Source organism: Lentzea nigeriaca, from assembly GCF_016907955.1.
Lineage (GTDB): Bacteria > Actinomycetota > Actinomycetes > Mycobacteriales > Pseudonocardiaceae > Lentzea > Lentzea nigeriaca.
This window is the reverse complement of the sequence record NZ_JAFBCX010000002.1, coordinates 704,713-722,291: the sequence shown is the minus strand read 5'-3', so window position 1 is coordinate 722,291 and position 17,579 is coordinate 704,713. Positions and strand designations below refer to the sequence as shown.

The 17,579-nt window shown below is 69.0% G+C and carries 20 protein-coding genes; 9 read left to right on the top strand and 11 right to left on the bottom strand.

Annotated features, from left to right (window positions below):
- Nucleotides 1-26 precede the first annotated feature (26 nt).
- Both JOD27_RS09810 and JOD27_RS09805 read left to right on the top strand, forming a co-directional pair.
- Nucleotides 27-452 carry a MarR family winged helix-turn-helix transcriptional regulator gene (locus JOD27_RS09810; RefSeq protein ID WP_307830037.1) on the top strand — a complete coding sequence of 142 codons (426 nt, stop codon included), beginning with the start codon at nt 27-29 and terminating at the stop codon, nt 450-452.
- A gap of 58 nt (nt 453-510) precedes the next feature.
- A complete protein-coding gene (locus JOD27_RS09805; protein WP_204761795.1) occupies nt 511-1,776 on the top strand; it encodes an MFS transporter in 1,266 nt (421 codons plus the stop codon).
- On the opposite strand, the gene JOD27_RS09800 is transcribed toward JOD27_RS09805, so the two are convergent.
- The 3 genes from JOD27_RS09800 to JOD27_RS09790 all read right to left on the bottom strand — a co-directional run bounded on the left by JOD27_RS09800 (nt 1,706) and on the right by JOD27_RS09790 (nt 6,319).
- Complete coding sequence (locus JOD27_RS09800; RefSeq protein ID WP_204761794.1) at nt 1,706-2,728, bottom strand: amidohydrolase family protein; 1,023 nt, start codon at nt 2,726-2,728, stop codon at nt 1,706-1,708. The genes JOD27_RS09805 and JOD27_RS09800 overlap by 71 nt on opposite strands.
- A 91-nt stretch (nt 2,729-2,819) precedes the next feature.
- Nucleotides 2,820-5,594 (bottom strand): sacsin N-terminal ATP-binding-like domain-containing protein, encoded by a 2,775-nt coding sequence (locus JOD27_RS09795; RefSeq protein ID WP_204761793.1) that lies wholly within the window; start codon nt 5,592-5,594, stop codon nt 2,820-2,822.
- Nucleotides 5,591-6,319, bottom strand: a complete 729-nt coding sequence (locus JOD27_RS09790) for a DUF3027 domain-containing protein (protein ID WP_307830036.1) — start codon at nt 6,317-6,319, stop codon at nt 5,591-5,593. The genes JOD27_RS09795 and JOD27_RS09790 overlap by 4 nt, the downstream gene beginning before the upstream one ends.
- A 58-nt stretch (nt 6,320-6,377) precedes the next feature.
- Here JOD27_RS09790 and JOD27_RS09785 point away from each other — a divergent pair, with 58 nt between their 5' ends.
- From JOD27_RS09785 to JOD27_RS09775, 3 genes are read left to right on the top strand one after another with little or no spacing between them, the layout of a single operon-like run.
- Nucleotides 6,378-7,133: a glutaminyl-peptide cyclotransferase gene (locus JOD27_RS09785; RefSeq protein ID WP_204761791.1), complete on the top strand. Its 756-nt coding sequence runs from the start codon at nt 6,378-6,380 to the stop codon at nt 7,131-7,133.
- A 4-nt stretch (nt 7,134-7,137) separates the two neighbouring features.
- The gene (locus JOD27_RS09780) at nt 7,138-8,640 is read left to right on the top strand and encodes an MFS transporter (RefSeq protein ID WP_307830035.1); all 1,503 of its coding nucleotides are present in this window, start codon (nt 7,138-7,140) and stop codon (nt 8,638-8,640) included.
- 10 nt (nt 8,641-8,650) lie between these two features.
- Nucleotides 8,651-9,106, top strand: a complete 456-nt coding sequence (locus tag JOD27_RS09775) for a DUF2771 family protein (protein WP_204761790.1) — start codon at nt 8,651-8,653, stop codon at nt 9,104-9,106.
- Nucleotides 9,107-9,169: 63 nt separating this feature from the next.
- Here the strand turns inward: JOD27_RS09775 and JOD27_RS09770 are convergent, their stop codons facing one another.
- Together JOD27_RS09770 and JOD27_RS09765 are read right to left on the bottom strand one after the other, a co-directional pair.
- Nucleotides 9,170-9,754, bottom strand: a complete 585-nt coding sequence (locus JOD27_RS09770; RefSeq protein ID WP_204761789.1) for an HD domain-containing protein — start codon at nt 9,752-9,754, stop codon at nt 9,170-9,172.
- Nucleotides 9,755-9,766: 12 nt separating this feature from the next.
- Nucleotides 9,767-10,156: a cold-shock protein gene (locus JOD27_RS09765; protein WP_189255522.1), complete on the bottom strand. Its 390-nt coding sequence runs from the start codon at nt 10,154-10,156 to the stop codon at nt 9,767-9,769.
- 125 nt (nt 10,157-10,281) lie between these two features.
- Between JOD27_RS09765 and JOD27_RS09760 the strand changes: the two genes are divergently transcribed.
- Entirely contained in the window at nt 10,282-10,485 is a 204-nt protein-coding gene (locus tag JOD27_RS09760) for a hypothetical protein (protein ID WP_204761788.1), read from the top strand.
- Here JOD27_RS09760 and JOD27_RS09755 read toward each other — a convergent pair.
- On the bottom strand, nt 10,457-11,074 hold the full coding sequence (locus tag JOD27_RS09755) for an HAD family hydrolase (protein WP_204761787.1): 618 nt from the start codon (nt 11,072-11,074) through the stop codon (nt 10,457-10,459). The two genes, JOD27_RS09760 and JOD27_RS09755, sit on opposite strands and share 29 nt — an antisense overlap.
- 52 nt (nt 11,075-11,126) lie before the next feature.
- Between JOD27_RS09755 and JOD27_RS09750 the strand changes: the two genes are divergently transcribed.
- A complete protein-coding gene (locus JOD27_RS09750; protein WP_204761786.1) occupies nt 11,127-11,669 on the top strand; it encodes a TetR/AcrR family transcriptional regulator in 543 nt (180 codons plus the stop codon).
- A 126-nt stretch (nt 11,670-11,795) separates the two neighbouring features.
- Here the strand turns inward: JOD27_RS09750 and JOD27_RS09745 are convergent, their stop codons facing one another.
- Nucleotides 11,796-12,752, bottom strand: a complete 957-nt coding sequence (locus JOD27_RS09745; protein WP_204761785.1) for a Gfo/Idh/MocA family protein — start codon at nt 12,750-12,752, stop codon at nt 11,796-11,798.
- Nucleotides 12,753-12,890: 138 nt separating this feature from the next.
- Between JOD27_RS09745 and JOD27_RS09740 the strand changes: the two genes are divergently transcribed.
- Nucleotides 12,891-13,265: a YccF domain-containing protein gene (locus JOD27_RS09740; protein ID WP_204761784.1), complete on the top strand. Its 375-nt coding sequence runs from the start codon at nt 12,891-12,893 to the stop codon at nt 13,263-13,265.
- Nucleotides 13,266-13,323: 58 nt separating this feature from the next.
- Here the strand turns inward: JOD27_RS09740 and JOD27_RS09735 are convergent, their stop codons facing one another.
- Nucleotides 13,324-13,716: a VOC family protein gene (locus JOD27_RS09735; RefSeq protein WP_204761783.1), complete on the bottom strand. Its 393-nt coding sequence runs from the start codon at nt 13,714-13,716 to the stop codon at nt 13,324-13,326.
- A 117-nt stretch (nt 13,717-13,833) separates the two neighbouring features.
- On the opposite strand from JOD27_RS09735, the gene JOD27_RS45900 reads away from it, so the two are divergent.
- On the top strand, nt 13,834-13,968 hold the full coding sequence (locus tag JOD27_RS45900; RefSeq protein WP_275591608.1) for a hypothetical protein: 135 nt from the start codon (nt 13,834-13,836) through the stop codon (nt 13,966-13,968).
- Nucleotides 13,969-13,990: 22 nt separating this feature from the next.
- On the opposite strand, the gene JOD27_RS09730 is transcribed toward JOD27_RS45900, so the two are convergent.
- From JOD27_RS09730 to JOD27_RS09720, 3 genes are all read right to left on the bottom strand, one after another.
- Nucleotides 13,991-15,055, bottom strand: a complete 1,065-nt coding sequence (locus JOD27_RS09730) for a serine hydrolase domain-containing protein (RefSeq protein WP_204761782.1) — start codon at nt 15,053-15,055, stop codon at nt 13,991-13,993.
- Between the two features lie 77 nt (nt 15,056-15,132).
- On the bottom strand, nt 15,133-16,728 hold the full coding sequence (locus JOD27_RS09725) for an AMP-binding protein (protein ID WP_204761781.1): 1,596 nt from the start codon (nt 16,726-16,728) through the stop codon (nt 15,133-15,135).
- Nucleotides 16,729-16,742: 14 nt separating this feature from the next.
- The gene (locus tag JOD27_RS09720; protein ID WP_204762051.1) at nt 16,743-17,528 is read right to left on the bottom strand and encodes a metallophosphoesterase; all 786 of its coding nucleotides are present in this window, start codon (nt 17,526-17,528) and stop codon (nt 16,743-16,745) included.
- Nucleotides 17,529-17,579 lie beyond the last annotated feature (51 nt).

Sequence of the window (17,579 nt, the reverse complement as noted above, 5' to 3'; positions counted from 1 at the left end):
ACTATTTCGTGAGGTATGCTAACTACGTGGCGACCGAACAGCACGGACTGGCGAGCAAGCTCAGGCTTGCCGTCGTCCGCCTCAACCGTCGCCTGCGGGCACAGCGCACCAACTCGTCGGTGTCGCTCACGCAGGTGTCCGCGCTGTCCACACTGCACAAGTGCGGACCGCTGACGCCGGGTGAGCTGGCGGCCAAGGAAGGCGTGCAACCGCCGTCGATGACGCGCGTGATCGCCGCCCTGGAGGAGTTCGGCTTCGCGACGCGCAGCCCTCACCCGACCGACGGCCGTCAAGCCATCGTCAAGCTGACCGACGAAGGCTTGTCGTACCTGGAAGACGAGATCACCGCGCGCGAGGCGTGGCTGGACAAGCGGCTGGCCGAGCTGGAACCCGAGGAACGGGAACTGCTCTCCCACGCCGCCGAGATCATCGACAGGATGGCGGGGCAGTAACGACGTGGCCGGGTACGCGGGTGGTGGAGCAGACAGTCCGCCACCTCGTCGTACCGGAATGTTCGGATCGTTAGGCATCTACAACTATCGCCTCTACGCGTCCGGGCAGATCATCTCGCTCGTCGGCGTCTGGATGCAGCGGGTGGCCCAGGACTGGCTGGTCCTGGAGCTCACCCACGGCTCCCCCGTCGCACTGGGCGTCGCGGCGTCGCTGCAGTTCCTGCCGGTGTTGCTGTTGTCCATGTGGGGCGGCGTGCTCGCCGACCGCATGGACAAGCGCAAGCTGTTGCTGTGGCTCGAATCCGCGCTGGCCGTCTGCGCGCTGGCGCTGGGCCTGCTCGACGTCACCGGTGTCGTCCAGCTGTGGCACGTCTTCGTGCTCTGCTTCCTGCTCGGCTGCTTCTCGGCCGTGGAAACGCCGGTGCGCCAGTCGTTCGTCGTCGAGATGGTCGGCCGCGAGTCGCTGACGAACGCCGTGGCGATCAACTCGATGATGTTCAACCTGGCCCGCATCGTCGGTCCGGCCATCGCGGGCGTGACGATCGTGGCCATCGGCACCGGCTGGGTCTTCCTGGCCAACGCCATCAGCTTCGTGGGCGTGGTCGGCGGCATCTGGCTGATGCGCACGTCGCAACTCCAGCGCTCCGACCCGGTGCCACGAGAGAAGGGCCAGCTGCTCTCCGGCCTCCGGTACGTGCGGCACCGGCCCGACCTGCTGGCCGTGATGCTGCTGGTGTTCTTCATCTCGACGTTCGGCATGAACTTCTACATGACGCTGGCCATCCTGGCCCGCAACGTCTTCGGTGGCGACGCCGACGCGTACGGCCTGCTGTCGACGTTGATCGCGGTCGGCACCTTCGCGGGCGCCACGATGGCGACCAGGCGCAAGACACCCAGGATGACCGTGTTCATCGGCTCCGGTCTGGTGTTCGGGCTGCTGGAGATCGTGTCGGGGGTGATGCCGACGATGCTCCTGACGGGACTGACGATGATCCCGGTGGGCGTCGCGATGATGACCTTCAACACCACCGCGAACGCGACCATCCAGCTGGCCGTGGAACCCGAGATGCGCGGCCGGGTCATGGGCATCTACATGCTGGTGTTCCTGGGCGGAAACCCCGTCGGCGGCCCGCTGATGGGCTGGCTGGGCGAGATCAACGGCCGCGCGCCGATCATCGTCGGCGGCGCGGTGTCGATGCTCGTGACGATCACCGCGTGGATCATCCTGATGAGGCGCGGCGACATCCCGCCGCTCAGGAAGAAGCCCGACGAGTCAGCCGCTCCCAGTTCCCCGACCCGATCGCAGCCTTCTCTTCGTCGCTGAACGGCGCGCGTTCGAGGAACGCCCTCGCCGTGCCTCCACTGGTGTCCAGGTAGGGAAAGCCGGCCGGCCGCGTGCCGAACGTGTACGGGTAGTCGGTCGAGTAGAGCATCCGGTCGGTGCCGACGACCTCCGCCGTCCAGCGCAGATAACGCTCGCTGACCGTGCCGCTGCCGGCGATCCAGAAGTTCTGCCGGAAGTAGTCGATCAACGGCTGCCGCAGCTCCGCCATCTCCTGCAGGAAGCCGACGTGGTCGAGGTAGAACAGGACGACCTCGCCCCAGTGGCCCGCGATCACCTGAAGTTCGGGGTGCCGGTCGAACACGCCGGAGAAGATCATCCGCAGGTACTGCACGCCCAGGTCGTAGTACCAACCCAGCCCTGCGGTGGCGAGCACGGGCCCCAACCCGTTGGGGAGCCCCGAATAGTAGGCCTCCTGCACCGCTGCCACCGGGGCCTGCGGGTGGAAGTGCAGCGGAACACCGAGCCGCGCGGCCGCACCGTAGAGGTCGTCGAACTCCGGCGCGTCGGCCGGCTTGTCACCGGTCCGCCCGTACAACATGGCACCGCGAAAACCGAGCTCTCCGATGGCCCGTTCCAGCTCGGCCACGGCAGCGTCCGGCGAGGCGGTCGGGATGGCCGCGAACGCCTGGAACCGCTCCGGGTGAGCCGCGACGATCTCGGCGAGCGCGTCGTTGGCCTCCCGCGCGACCCGCACGGCCTCCGCGGCTGGGAGGTTCTGCACGCCCGGACTGGCCAGCGACAAGACCGCGACGTCGAGTCCCTGGTCGTCCATGTCGGCCAGGCGCCCCTCACCGACGTCGCGCAGCCGCCGCGTGACGGGATGATCGTCCGGGTAGCGGTGCGGCTGGAGCCCCGCCCTCGCCCACGCGTCCCGCACGACCGGGAGCAGGACGTGCTCTTCGAGCCCGACGATGCGCAGCTTCTCCACCATGTCTCCCCGCACTCAACGTTAGCGCCGATACGCGATCAACGTTAGCACGGATATTAGCGATGGAAACGAGGAGTTGTTATCCCCGATAACGTCAGCCCAGCAGGGTCGCCGCCGTCGGGTCGGTGATCAGCGCGGCGAACGTGTGCCGGTCCTCCCAGCGCTGCGTCACCCACGCGAGGGCGCGCGCCAGGCCCTCCGGGGTGTCCGCGGCGTGCGGCACGCCGTCGGCCATCCACCACTCGACGCGTCGACCGTCGACGAGAAGTTGGTCGTGCACGACGACAACGCCGTCGGGCAGCGCGACCTCCAGCAGCTCGCACGCCATCCGCACCGCGCCGAGGTCGTGCCACTGCACGACCTCACCGACGTGATCCGGAGAGCCGTCGAACTCCTCGGAGGCGAGGGCCAGGTCCAGCAGATCGGCCAATTCCTCCGAGCCGTCGGCGAGCAGCACGCGGGACGGCGGCGCGACTCCCAGCAGCCACGGGTGGTCGAGCACCACGACGTCGTCCGCGGCCACGACCTCACCGGACAGCACCCGCACCCGCTCGGGCGGCGCGAAGTCGCCTTCGGGCAACGCCGCGTGCGCACGCAGCACGACCGCGTCCGCGATGGCCCTGCCCTGATCGCCGAGCCGCTCCAGGACGAACTCGGCATCGTCGTCGTCCCAGATCTCCAGGCGGGAGCGGACGCCGGCGGCACGCAGCACGTGCTCGGGAAGTTCGAGATCGGGGACGGCGTCGAAGAGCCCGTCCAGCAACGTGGCCTCGGCCAGTCGGTACTCGCGCGGTGCCTTGCCCGCCAGCGAGGCGTGCCGGGCGATCCACCAGCCGGTGTACCCGTCGGGCTCGGTCACCGCCCGCCAGGTCACCGGATCGGACGCCAGCAACCGCAACGCGGCGGGCCAGTCGGCGACGAGATCCAGATCGCGGACGGCCACCACGCGGCGAGGCTCGTCCGGCATCGACGACCACCACGCGGACTCGTCCGGCAGGTCGTGGTCGGGCCCGGCCGGCTCCTCGTCGACGACCAGGGAGAAGCTGTCGACCACGCCGACGGCGATGAGCGCGGCCCGCGGGTACGCGTCGGCGATCTCCTTGGACAGCAGCGGAAACGCGTCCGCCTCGACCACGCCGACCAACGGCGAGTCGGGCAGCAGCAGCTCGTCCGCGCGGTGCCACTCACCGGAAGCGCCGGGCAACGCCAGCGCGCCGAGCCACGGTTCCTCACCCGCACGCAAGGCCGCGCGGTCGACCAGGCGCAGCACCGTCTCGATCAGGTCGTCGCCGTCGAGTCCCGCCTCGGCGTCCTCCAGCGACCGGGCGACGTTCTCCCGCAACGAGGGATCGGCCAGCAGCTCGGAGGCACCGGCCTCGACCGCGCCCAGCCGGACCAGCAACGGGTGCACGGCGTCGGGGTGCACGATCCGCAGCCCCGGCAACGGTTCGTCGGCGATCAACGTCGTCCTCGGCCCGGTGACCGTGCGGCCGTCGGCCAGCGGCACCGGCAACGACTGCAGGGCCTCGCGAACGTCCGGGTCGACCTCAGCCAGCGGCTCGAAGGCGGCGTAGACGTCACGCCACCAACCGGGATCACCGTCGACACCGGCCAGCGCGGCGACGACCTCGGCGGTGGAAACTCGCGGAACCTCCAGCGCTGCCAACGCCTTCGCGTGCACCGGCGCGGACAACTCGGCGTCCAGCAGCCCCGGCAGCGCGTCCTCGACCAGCTCGACGAGCTCCTCGGAGCCGACGTCGAGCACACGGGCCCGGGAGGGAGCGATCCACTCGCCGGACGCGAGCGGCAGCCACGAGGCGGCGCGCAGCTCGCGGAGCACGGCGGTGCGCAGTCGATCGTCCACTTCGGACAGCGGGAAGCCCGGCAGCGGCACGAGCGCGGTGCGTTCGACGGCAGGCACCCGCGCCACCAGCGCCGGGTACACCGCGGCGGCGGCGTCCAGCACCGACCACGCGGCGGCACCGGGCAGGACCCGGCGGCGCGACGGCTCGACCGGCACGGTCGCGATCAGGCGGGCGGGCAGCGACAGCCGTTCGTCGGTCGGGGTCGGCGCGTGCAGCACGTCCTCGCCGAGCTCGGAGTCCAGCGGATACGCCCAGGTGATCGTCCACTCAGGACGGTGCTCGACGCCCTGGACGAGCTCCGCGGGCAGTTGACCGGACGCCTGCTCGACGAGCCAGCGGGTCGAGCCGATGGTGACCACGCCGTCGGCGGTGACGAACCGTTCCCACGCCTGGGAACCGAGCTCGATGCGGCGCAGCCCCGGCAGCGCCATGAGCAGGTCGGGCACCTCGGCGGCCAGGTCGTCGAGCGAGAGGTCGACCTTCAGCGGCAGCCGGACCTCGGTCGTGAAGCCTTCCGGCACCTGCTCGTCGCAGGGCCAGACCAGGCGCAGCACCGGAACGTCGCCACCGCGCTCGGAGGCCAGCTCCGGCACCTCGGCGCGGGTCCGTGCGGCGGAGAACTCCACGCCACCGGAAGTCGAGATCACGCGCGGCGCGTCGGTCACGGCCAGCACGGCCGCGAACCCGACACCGAACTGGCCGACGCCGGACTCCTTGGCCGAGGCCCGCAGCGACGCCAGCGCGGCGACACCGGCGGCGGTCAGCGGCGCACCGGTGTTGGCGGCACGCAGCTCACCGTCCACCAGGGTGATCCGCAACACACCCGGCTCGGCACCCGCCGCGTCGGCGGCGTTCTGGGCGAGCTCGACGAGCAGGCGGTCCCGGTAGCCACCGAGACGAAGATCTTCCTCAGCGTTCGCGTCTTCGCGGAAGCGGGTGGGCGACCCGCGCCATGCGGCGATGACCGAGGTGCGCAGGGCCTCGGTGCCGAACGGGTCGGTCACTCCGAGACGTCCAGCTGCGCGTCGTCGTACACGAGATCGGCGACCGGGACGATCGAGCCCATCTCGACCTCGGCCTGGGAGTGCGCGCCGCAGCCGTACTCGACGTGCACGACGTGGCCGTCCGCGGGCGAGATCTCGTTCGCGCACACGCCGAACGCGGCCCCGAACGCACCGGCCACGCGGGTGTAGAAGCCGCACGTCCCACAGTGCGCGGGGGCGCTGCGGGCCATGTCCGAACGCGGCCCGAAGTCGGAGGAGTACCACCGTTCCGCAGCGTCGAGGCGACCCTCGCGGGACAGCACGCGCGTGCGGCCGAGGCCGATCTCCAGCGCGACCTCCTCGACGGCGGGGTCGTCGGACTGCACGTACGCCTCGATCAGGCGGGGGTCGTCCTCGCGGGGCGGCAGCAGGTCGCCGACACCGAGGTCGCCGGCGCGGACCCGCTCGCTCCACGGGACCCACTCGGGCGCGACGAGAGCGTCCTGGCCGGGCAGCAGCACGACCTCGCTGACCGACACCGGCGTGCCCTCGCCCGCGTAGGCGACGGTCACGGCCCAGTTCCAGCCGCGATAACCCGCGTGCTCTGCCTCGAACAGGTGCGTCACCGAGAACTCGTCCTCGGCGAGCACACCGACATGAGCACCGACGCGTTCCAACCCGGCTTCCTCCTGCGCGGCGGCGCGGGCGAGGTCAACGGCGTCGGCAAGCAGTTGCGTGGCGTTCACGTGGTGAATTGTGCCGCAGGTCTTCGCCGGGACGAAAACTCGTGCCACCCTCCGTGGGGTGCGCTCACCCGTCTGGCTGGTCATCGTCGCGGTTCTGGCCGCCTGCTCGACTCAGCAGGAAGCAAAACCGCAGGTAGAAGTCCTGCAGAAGATCCCTCACGATACGTCGGCGTTCACCCAGGGGTTGGAACTCGTCGACGGCGTCCTCTACGAGGGCACCGGTCTGGAGGGCCAGTCGACGATGCGCGCGCTCGACCCGTCGAGCGGCAACGTGCAGAAGAAAGTCGATCTTCCGCAGGACTTCTTCGGCGAAGGCATCACCGTCGTCGGCGACACCATCTGGCAGATCACCTGGCGCAACGGCGTGGCCATCGAACGCGACCGCAAGACGCTGAACGAGATCCGCCGCGTCTCCTACCAGGGCGAGGGCTGGGGCATCTGCGACGACGGCAAGCGCCTGATCATGAGCGACGGCAGCGCGAAGCTGACCTTCCGCGACCCGAAGTCGTTCAACGAGACCGGATCCGTGCAGGTCACCCGCGACGGCAAGCCGCTGACCCAGTTGAACGAACTGGAATGCGTCGGCGGCAAGGTATGGGCGAACGTGTGGAAGACCGACGAGATCGTCCGCATCGACCCCGCCAACGGTCAGGTGATCAACACCTACGACCTCGCGTCGCTCAAGCCGTCCGAGCCCGACGTGGACGTGCTGAACGGCATCGCGCACATCCCCGGCACCAACGAGTTCCTGGTCACAGGCAAGAACTGGCCGACCGTCTTCCGGGTGAGGTTCAACGGGATGGGGCAGGATTGACGGTGTGACGGGCGACCGCGGGTGGAGTGACCAGCCGACTCCGAAGCGCTACCCGTGGCAGGACGACGAGTACCAGCCGCGGCAGCGTTCTCGCCCCGCGTCCGAGCACGGTTTCCAGCCTCCGCCGAAACGTCCGCAGAACACGCGCCCGCTGCCGAACGAAGATCAGCAGACCACTCCGACGCCGAAGCCGCCGAAGAAGCTCACCGTCACGCGCGTCGCCTGGTTCCGCAGCAAGCAACTCTCGCAGCAGGCGGTCGCGGCGTTCCGGCGCGCGGCCCACGCCGACGGCGCCAAGAAGTCCGGCATGGCATCGGTCACCTACGCGGTGATGATGAACTACGCCGCCGATGCCGCGATGGCCGTGGCGCTGGCGAACACCCTGTTCTTCTCGGCGGCGTCGGCGGAGTCCAAGACCAAGGTCGCGCTGTACCTGCTGATCACGGTCGCGCCGTTCGCGTTGATCGCACCGGTGATCGGGCCGTTGCTGGACAGGATCCAGCGCGGCAGGCGGCTGGCTTTGGCCGCGTCGTGCGTGCTCCGGATCATCCTGTCGATCGTGATGGCGCTGCACTTCGACGACTGGCTGCTGTATCCGGCGGCGTTGGGCAGCATGGTGCTCAGCAAGTCGTTCACGGTGCTCAAGTCCGCGATCACCCCGCGCGTGCTGCCGCCGGAGATCACGCTGTCGAAGACCAACGCGCGCATGACCGTCTTCGGTCTCGCGGCCGGTGCGGTGTTCGGTGCGTTCGCCGCCGGGTTCGCGAAGGTCTTCGGCTCGCCGGGCGCGTTGTGGTTCACCGCGGTGCTGTGCCTCGTGAACGCGTGGCTGTGCATGCGGATCCCGTCGTGGGTCGAGGTGACCGAGGGCGAGGTGCCCGCGACGCTGAGGTCCAGGCCCGCCAAGCACCCCGTGTCCCGGCACGTCGTCGTCGCGTTGTGGGGCAACGGTTCGATCCGCATGCTGACCGGGTTCCTGACGCTGTTCGCGGCTTTCGTGGTGCGGGCGCAGACCGAGGGCGACGCGTTCGAGCAACTGTTGCTGCTGGGCGTGATCGCCGGCGCGGCGGGTGCGGGCAGCTTCCTCGGCAACGCGATCGGTGCGCGCCAGCACTTCGGCAAACCGGACGAGGTGATCCTCGCGTGCGTCGGCACGGCGCTCGCCGCGACGATCGTGGCCGCGGCTCTGCCGGGTCTGGTCACCGCCGCGATCGTCGGGCTGCTGGGCGCCACGGCGTCCTCGCTGGCCAAGATCAGCCTGGACGCGGTGATCCAGGACGACCTGCCGGAGGAGTCGCGCGCGTCGGCGTTCGGCCGTTCCGAGACGATCCTGCAGCTCGCGTGGGTCTTCGGCGGCGCGCTGGGCGTGCTGCTGCCCGCGACGTTCTGGATCGGCTTCCTGGTGCTGGCCGCGCTGCTCGCGCTGGGCCTCGCCCAAACGTGGCTCTACCGCAACGGCACGTCGTTGCACAGGCTCGTCCGCAGGCGCGTTCCGGCCACCCCGTAGGCTGCCTGACGTGCGTCGACTTGCTTCTGTCATGGCCGCCAGCGCTCTCGTGCTGACCGGATGCTCCCTGCCTGGGCACGACCCCGAGGTCACGTTCTACGCGAACGGCAGGACCATCCGGCTCGAGCCGACGATCTACTGCGACATCCAGGGCTCGAACTGCGCCGAGAAGAACGCTCCCGGCACGCTGAAGGTGCCGCCGGGCAAGGTCGTGCAGATCTCGGTGGACGGGCAGCTCGCGGACGGCCTCTGGGAGGTCGTGTGCGTGTACGAGAACGCCGCTCGCGTCCAGGAGGGCTGCAGCTCGCCGTTGCTCGGCAAGGGCGACAACTTCTCCTACACGCTGGCCGTGCCGAACCAGAACGACCAGCTGCTGCGCATCGAGGTGCACGAGGCGGCCGGCGCGGTGCTGGAGACCGGCCAGCCGCTCATGCGCGGCTCCTGGGTCGTCGACGTCGCTCGCTGACAGTACGCGGGGAGCTTTCGTACTCTCCAGGAGTACGAAAGGGCCCCGCGTACGGCAAAGCGACTAGCGTTTGCCGAAGGCTTCCCACCACTCGCTCGGCACGATCCGCAGAGCGCTGTCCATCAGCGCCTTGCCGGTGCCGGTGACCACCGATGCCCGCATGGTCTGGATGAAGCGCTCCATCTTCGTGACGCCGGCGGCCTGGTACTCGCGCGCCTGCAGCAGGAGTTCCAGCTTGTCGGCGTCACGGGAACAGCGCGCCTCGGGCGTGTGGTCGTCGCCTTTCGCCGACTCGTGTTCGGCGATCAGCTGCTCGATGTGCGCGGCCAGCGGCGTGGGCAGGTTCCTCACCTGGTCCCTGGCCACGTCCTCCGGCGGCATCTTCACGTCGAGGTAGAGCTTGCCGACGTACGGGATGTCGCCGATCCGCGCCTCCGGCACGTCGTGGAAGAGGCCGAGGGTCGCCGCCCGGTCCGGGTTCGCGCCCTCCTGGACGGCGATCGCGTACGCCAGAACGCCCACCCGGAACGAATGGGCGGCCACCGACTCGGGGTTGGACACCCCGGCGAAGAGCCACCCCGCTCTGGGCAGGCGTTTGAGCTGGCCGACCTCGTAGACGAATTCGACGATCCGGTCCGCATCAGACATGCGCTGATCTTTTTACGGATCGAGGTCCCGCGCCACCGCCCTGACGACCTCGGCGATGAGCTTCATGTTCTTCTTGTCGGACGGGTAACGGCCGCGGCGCAGGTCGGGCTGCACCTTGTTCTCGAGGAGCTTGATCATGTCCTCGATCAGGCCGTGCAGCTCCTCGGCGGGACGGCGCCGTGCCTCGGCGACGGACGGCTGCGGGTCGACCAGGCGCACGGACAGCGCCTGCGGACCGCGGCGGCCCTCCGCCATGCCGAACTCGATGCGCTGGCCGGCCTTCAAACCGGTGACGCCCGGAGGCAACGCGGATTTGCGGACGTAGACGTCCTCGCCACCGTCCTGGGTGACGAATCCGAAGCCCTTCTCCGTGTCGTACCACTTGACCTTGCCGGTCGGCACCGCGCTCACCATTCCCTTGCTTGAAGCACAACGAACGCGCCCCAGGCGTACCCAGGACGCGTCTCACCAGAGTAGCCAGAACACCAGGCGGAAGGCACCTCCGTTAGCGCGACTACGCTGCCCGCATGACCGCTTCGAAGCTGCTGCCGCTGGCCATCGGCCTGTTCGCCGTCGGCGTATTGGCGATCATCGCGGTCTTCGTGCTCTTCGCCACGGGCCACAGCGACCTGCCGCTCTGGCTGAACGTCACCGCCACCTACCTGCCGGCGATCGGCCTGGCGCTCGGGATCGTCGCGGTGATCAGGAAAGCACGCCGGAAGAAGTCCTGAGCCACTCCGGGAACTCCCGCAGGTCCTCCAGCACGACCGCGGCGCCCGCCCCGGCCAGTTCGGCGCGTGAGCAGGGGCCCGTCACCACACCGACGCCCAGCGCTCCCGCGGCCTCGGCTCCGTGCATGTCGCCGATGTGATCACCCACGTAGACCGACGCACCGTGCAGCTTGAGCGACTCCGCCTTGCCTGTCGACCACAGCTCGCCGTAGAGGTGGTCGACCTCCCAGCCCAGCGCTTCGAGGTGCAGCGCGGCGTTCTTGCGGTACTTGCCGGTGACGACCATGGTCTGGCCACCGAGCTCGCGAACGGACTTCAGCGCTTCGGACGCTCCGGGCAGCGCGACCGTCGCCGGGATCACGACCTCCGGGTACAACGCGCGGAAGAGCGTGATCAGGTCCGGGATCTCCTCCTCGGGCACGCCCATGTCGCGGTAGATCATGTCCAGCGGCGGGCCGAGGTTCGACGCGAAGTGCTCGCCGTCCAGCCGATGGCCGGTGCGGGCACCCACTTCGTTCATCACCGCCGCCATGCCCGGTCTGGGATCGATGAGGGTCATGTCGAGGTCGAAGCCCACTGTGAACGGCACAGAACCCCACTCTACGTCTGTACAAAAACCATATCTGTGTAAAGCTGGCAGCGTGAGCGACATCACCGAGCTCTTGCTGGACGCGGCCGCGGACCTGCTTGCCGCCCACGGGTTCCACGGACTGCGCATGATCGAGGTCGCGAGCCGCGCCGGGGTGAGCAGGCAGACCGTCTACAACGAGTTCGGCAACAAGGAGGGGCTCGTCCAGGCCGTCGCGGCGCATCGGACAGAGGAGTACCTCGCCGGGATCGACAGCCGGCTCGGCCAGGACCCCGACCCGTGGGAGGCGATGCGAGCGGCGTTCCGCTTCACGTTCGAGCAGACCGAGAAGGACCGGCTGGTCTCGGCCGTGCTGACCGGGCAGGACGCCGAGGACCTGTTGCCGTTCCTCACCACTCGGGGCCACCCCGTGCTGTTCCACGCGACCGAGGTCGTCGAGCGGCACCTCAGCGCGCACTTCCCCGGCAGGCGCGTGCGGTTCACGGCGGAGACGACGGTGCGGCTCGCGCTGAGCCACCTGTTGATGCCGAGCGGCGACCTCGACAGCGCGATCGACGGGGTCGTCAGGGTCGCCAAGGCCACGTTGGAGACGTGAGCACCGGTGGTGCCTTTGGCTGACCGCGCGCCGGCCGTTGACGGGTCCGTACACGAACCGGCGCTCGGTCACCGTTTCCGCGTGCTGCGTGGCGTTCGCGGTGGTCGTGCTGAACGCGGCGTTGATCTACTTGACGGTGTCCGCGTAGGAAACGCCGATCTGCCGCAACGCCTCCTCCAGCGTACGCATGATCTCGACCGTGTTCTGCCAGGTCATCAACGGGCTTTCCACGAGCCCCGCGGCGATGCACTCCTCGACCGCGCGGATCTGGTGCTGGTAGCCCTCGTCCTCGATGGTGTGCTCGACCCCGTTGATCGTCGCCTTCGTCGCGGCGAACATCGGCTCGGCGAGGTCGATCCGCCCCTCGGTGCCGACGATGTCCGCCGTGCAGCCGAGGTTCGCGACGAGCGAGCAGCTCAGCAACGCGTGGGCCCCGCCGGGATACCCGAGCAGCAGACCCGCGTCCGAGTCCACATCGGACGGCGCCTTGCCGCCCCACGCGCGGATCTCCGAGGGAACCCCGAGCAGCATGTGCGTGAGCGCGACCGGGTAGACGCCGAGGTCGAGCAACGAGCCACCGCCCGCCTCCTTCGCCCAGAGCCGGTGGTTCGCGTCGAAGGGGAGCGCGAAGCCGAAGGTCGCGCGGATGGAGCGGATCTCGCCGATCTCCCCGTTGCGCACGGCCTCGTGCACCTTGCGGATCAACGGGTTGAACCGCGTCCACATGGCTTCCATGAGGAAGAGGTTCTTCTCCTTCGCCTTCGCGACCATCTCCTCCGCGTCGGCGACCGTGAGCGCGAAGGCCTTCTCGCACAGCACGTGCTTGCCGGCGTCGAGCGCGGCGAGCGTGACCTCCCGGTGCTGCCCGTGCGGCGTCGCGACGTAGACGACCTCAACGTCGGGATCAGCGAGCAGGTCGCGGTAGTCGCCGTACGCCCGCTCGATGCCGAACCTCTCGGCGAACGCCTCGGCCCGGCTCCTCTCGCGTGAGGACACCGCGAGAACGGTGACGCCCTCGACCTTCAGCATGTCGGCGGTCACAGTCTGCGCGATGCCGCCTGTTGCGATCACACCCCACTTCATGCCGTGAGCTTAGAGACGAAATGGGCCAGTACCGCGACAGCCGACCATCGCCGCTCAGCAGGTCACCTCACACCACCAGTTCGTGATGAACGACAGAGAAGGGACAGAGGCTGACTGCCACGCCACTAGATTGGAGGTATGCGCCTCATCCTGAACGTGATCTGGCTCGTGCTCGCCGGGTTCTGGATGGCCGTCGGCTACGCGGTCGCCGGCCTCATCTGCTGCGTCCTGATCATCACGATCCCGTGGGGCATCGCGTCGTTCCGGATCGCGAACTACGCGCTCTGGCCCTTCGGCCGCGAGGTGGTCGACAAGCCGGGCGCGGGCACCGGGTCGTTGCTGGGCAACGTGATCTGGATCGTCGTGGCCGGGTTCTGGCTCGCCATCGGCCACATCGTCACCGGCATCGCGTTGTGCGTCACGATCCTCGGCATCCCGCTCGGCCTCGCCAACTTCAAGTTGGTGAAGGTCTCGCTGGTGCCGCTGGGCAAGGAGATCGTCGAGGTGCCGTGACGGGTCTCCCGCTCCTCATCGGGGGAGAGGAGCGGGAGCCCTCATCACGCACGCGCCGTCAGGCCTCTTCGCCCGACAGCTCGTGCAGGCACAGGATGTTGCCCTCGGTGTCGCAGAACCACGCCGCGCGCTCGTTGCCCATGACCGCGATGTGGTTGACGGTCTTGAGGTCGGGCATGTCGTAGTCCTCGAAGCGCACGCCCTTGTCCTCGAGCTCGCGGATCTCACCATCGAGGTCGGACACCTCGAAGCTGAGCACCGTGTGGGCGGTCTGCGCACCCTTCTCCGCAGGCATCAGTCCCAGCGCATCGCCCTGGCCGAGCGCGAAGATCCGCGTGCCGTCCGGTGAGGTGGCGATGGGCTTGAGACCGAGCTTGTCCGAGTAGAAGTGCCCGGCACGCTCGGCGTCTTCTACGGGCAGCATCGTCGTTGTCCTGGTGGCGGTGAGCATGGGCGCCTCCTTCGACGGAATCCCACGATGTTGCGCGCGTCACACCGCATTCGCAAGAGGCCTTTCACCTGTTCATAACCCTGCTGAGGTCGTTGATCTGCGGGACGGTTCCGCTCCGTGAACACCCCGCGCCTCGTCGTGCTCGCCGCCGCGTGCCGGCAGTTCGACCCAGGGCAGTTCACCGAGCACCAGTTCAAGAACGGTTACGCCGTCCACTCGGGAGGCCTACCTCGCCGAGCCGGAGGGCTCTGAAGGTGGTCGAGCCGAACCTGTCCTAGTCGGACAGTCCGGCGGTCACGATCGCCATGACGTGGTCGAGATCGGACCCCCGTCCGGTCGGGTTCAGCGAGTACACGACGCGGTGCCGCAGGTCTCGCGTGGCGAAGAACCCGTTGTCCCAGCCTGGACGCGAACCGGTCTTGCCCCACGCGTACTCGCCGCTCGCGAGCCGGTAGCGCATCAGGCTGCCGGCGCTGAAGCAGGCCGCGGTGCCGAAGCAGTACCGCGTGTTCGTCGCGGCTCCCGGCACGTCCGGCACCTCGAACAGCAGTTTCTGCTGGGCCGGGGGCAGGAGGCGGCCGCGGAAGAGCGCGACGAGGAAGCGGTCCAGGTCGGCGGCGGTGGAGATCACGCCGCCCTCCGCCCACGGGTACGGGCTCTGCTCGGTCACCTCGTCGCCGTTGACGTACACCCGCGCGTGGGGTGACGGGATCGTGGTGTTGTCGGCGGCGGGAAGGCTCGTGTGCCGCAGCCGCAACGGCCGGATGATCCGCCACTCCAGCTCGTGGGCGTACGAGTGGCCGGTCAACTCCTCGACGAGCAGGCCGAGGACGAGCGAGTTGAGCCCGTTGTACTGCTGCTCGGAGCCGGGTGCCGGCGGCGTGCCGGTGGCCGCGGCGAACGAGTCGCGCAGGGCGTCACGAGGCGGCACGGACCTGAGCCACCAGCCAGGACCGTCCGCCGGGCTCGGGGTCGCGGCTGGCTTGGGCAGGCCGCTGGTGTGGTTGAGGAGCTGGCGCACGGTGATGCCGTCGTACTGGGACGGCAGCAGGCCGGGGACGTAGCGCCGCGCGGGGGCGTCGACGTCGACGCGGTGTTCGGCGACGAGCTGGAGCACCACGGTGTTGGTGAACACCTTGGTGACGCTGCCGATCCGGAAGTGCGCGTCGGCGGTGACCGGGCCGGCCGCCGCGCCGGCGCCGTCCTGCCTGACGAGCGCGCCCGCGACGATGTCGTCAGGTAACCCGTCCAGGAGGTCACCGGTGGCAGCCGTGGCGGGAAACGCCGCGCTGACCGTGAAAGTCGCGGCCAGGACGGCGGCAGTAAGGCGTTTGCGCATGGCGTCGACTTTGCTGCGCCGAGCCGCCGTCGCCCATCGGTGATCACCCCGGCCGCACCCTGAGGCGCCCCCTGGGATCAGGCGTGCCGGGTGCTGTCGTCGAGTCCCAGCAGCTCCACGGACTTGGCCCGCATCTCCACCTTGCGGATCTTGCCGGTGACGGTCATCGGGAACTCGTCCACGACGTGCACGTACCGCGGGATCTTGTAGTGCGCGAGCTTCCCGATGCAGAACTCCCGCACCGCCTCGGCGGTCAGTGGCGCGGCACCCTCGCGCAGGCGGACCCAGGCCATCAGCTCCTCGCCGTACCTGGCGTCGGGCACGCCGACCACCTGGGCGTCCAGCACATCCGGGTGCGTGTAGAGGAACTCCTCGATCTCGCGCGGATAGATGTTCTCGCCGCCGCGGATGACCATGTCCTTGATGCGCCCGGTGATGTTCACGTAGTCGTCGTCATCCATCACGGCGAGGTCGCCGGTGTGCATCCAGCCCGCCCGATCCACCGCGTCGGCGGTCTTCTCGGGTTCGTTCCAGTAGCCGAGCATGACGGAGTAGCCCCGCGTGCACAGCTCCCCCGGCACCCCTCGCGGAACCGTGAGGCCCGTCTCCGGGTCGACGATCTTCACCTCGAGGTGGGGGCCGACCCGCCCGACCGTCCCGACGCGCCGGTCCAGCGAGTCGTCGACGCGCGTTTGCGTTGACACCGGGGAGGTTTCGGTCATGCCGTAGCAGATGGAGACCTCGCGCATGCCCATGCGCTCGACGACCTGCTTCATCACCTCGACCGGGCACGGCGAGCCCGCCATGATGCCGGTGCGCAACGACGGCAGGTCGTAGCCGTCGACCAGGTCGAGCATGGCGATGAACATCGTCGGCACGCCGTAGAGGCTGGTGCAGCGCTCTTCCTGAACCGCCGCAAGGGTTTTCGCCGGGTCGAACGCCGGTGCGGGGATCACGACGCACGCGCCGTGGCTGGTGGCGGCGAGGTTGCCCATCACCATTCCGAAGCAGTGGTAGAACGGGACCGGGACACAGATTCGGTCGTCTTCGGTGTAGCCCAGCAACTCCCCGACGAAGTACCCGTTGTTGAGGATGTTGTGGTGCGAGAGCGTGGCGCCCTTGGGGAAGCCCGTCGTGCCGGACGTGTACTGGATGTTGATCGGGTCGTCGCGGTCCAGCTCGACGTCCGGCAGCCCACCTTCGGTCCACTGTGGATCGTCGACGAAGACGACGTTCTTCAGCTCAGGACATCTCGGCCGCACTTGTTCGATCATGGCCGCGTAGTCGGAAGTCTTGAAGGTGCGCGCGGACACCAGCGTGTGGATCCCGGCCTGGTTCAGCACGTACTCCAGCTCGTGCACCCGGTACGCCGGGTTGACGTTGACCAGGATCGCGCCGATCCGGGCCGTCGCGTACTGCACGAAGACCCACTCGGCGCAGTTCGGCGCCCAGATGCCGACCCTGTCACCCTTGCGCACGCCCAGCGCCGTGAGTCCGGCTGCCGCTTTGTCGACTTCCGCCGACAGCTCGGTGTAGGTCCACCGGCGATCTGTGGCCTTGTCGACAAGTGCCTCGCGGTCGCCGAAGCGCGCGACGGCCGCGGCGAAGTTCGCGTGGATCGTGTCGCCCAGCAGCGGGGCGGCTGAGGTGCCCGAGGAGTAGCTGGCGGTCATGGGCCTGACCGTAGTCAGGCTCCGGTGTATGGCAAGGGGACGACCAGGCACGGACCGCCGCTGTAGAGGCCCGCGTCGATCGCCAGGACCTTGTCGTCGGCGTACACGAGAGGCCCGTCGATCTGCTCCGGCGGCACCCCGAGCTGGTCGGCGATGACGCTGTGGCCGTGCACGATTTTGCTGCCGCCGAGTGTCGCGAGCAGCTCGTCTGCGATTTCCGGACCCTGCGGACCGCGGAACGCGTAGCGCGTCGTCATCTTGCGCCAGCACTCCCACCAGTCGACGAGATCGTCGCCCTTGAGCACCTGCCGAACGGCTTCGTTGACCTCCTCGATCGAGGACCCCCATTCGAGGTAGGCCGCCGTGTCGGAGTGCATCAGCAGGTGGTCGTCGCGCAGCTTCAGCACGGGTCTGCTGGTGAGCCACTCGACGTGCGCGTCGGTCAGCCGGTCCTGGTCGCTGCGCAACCCGCCGTTCAGCAGCCAGCTGCGCGCGAACGACCGCGGCCCCGCGCTGTCGGGCACCTGCTCGTCGCCGAACCGGTGCATGCCGAGCAGCAGCACCTCGTGGTTGCCGATCAACGAGTTGACCGCGCCACCCGCCTGCGCCGCCTCCTCGCCCAGGCGCATGACCAGATCGATCACGCCGACACCGTCGGGACCGCGGTCCACGAAGTCGCCGAGGAACCACAGCTCGGCCTCACCGCCGGTCCAGTGCCCCTCCTCGTCGCACAGCTCGGCGACGTGCAGGGCTCTGGTCAGTTCGGCGAGGTGCCCGTGCACGTCGCCAACGACGTACATCGGGCGTCGATCCGTGTCCACGTCCGCGACGATAAGCGATTAACCCTCGCG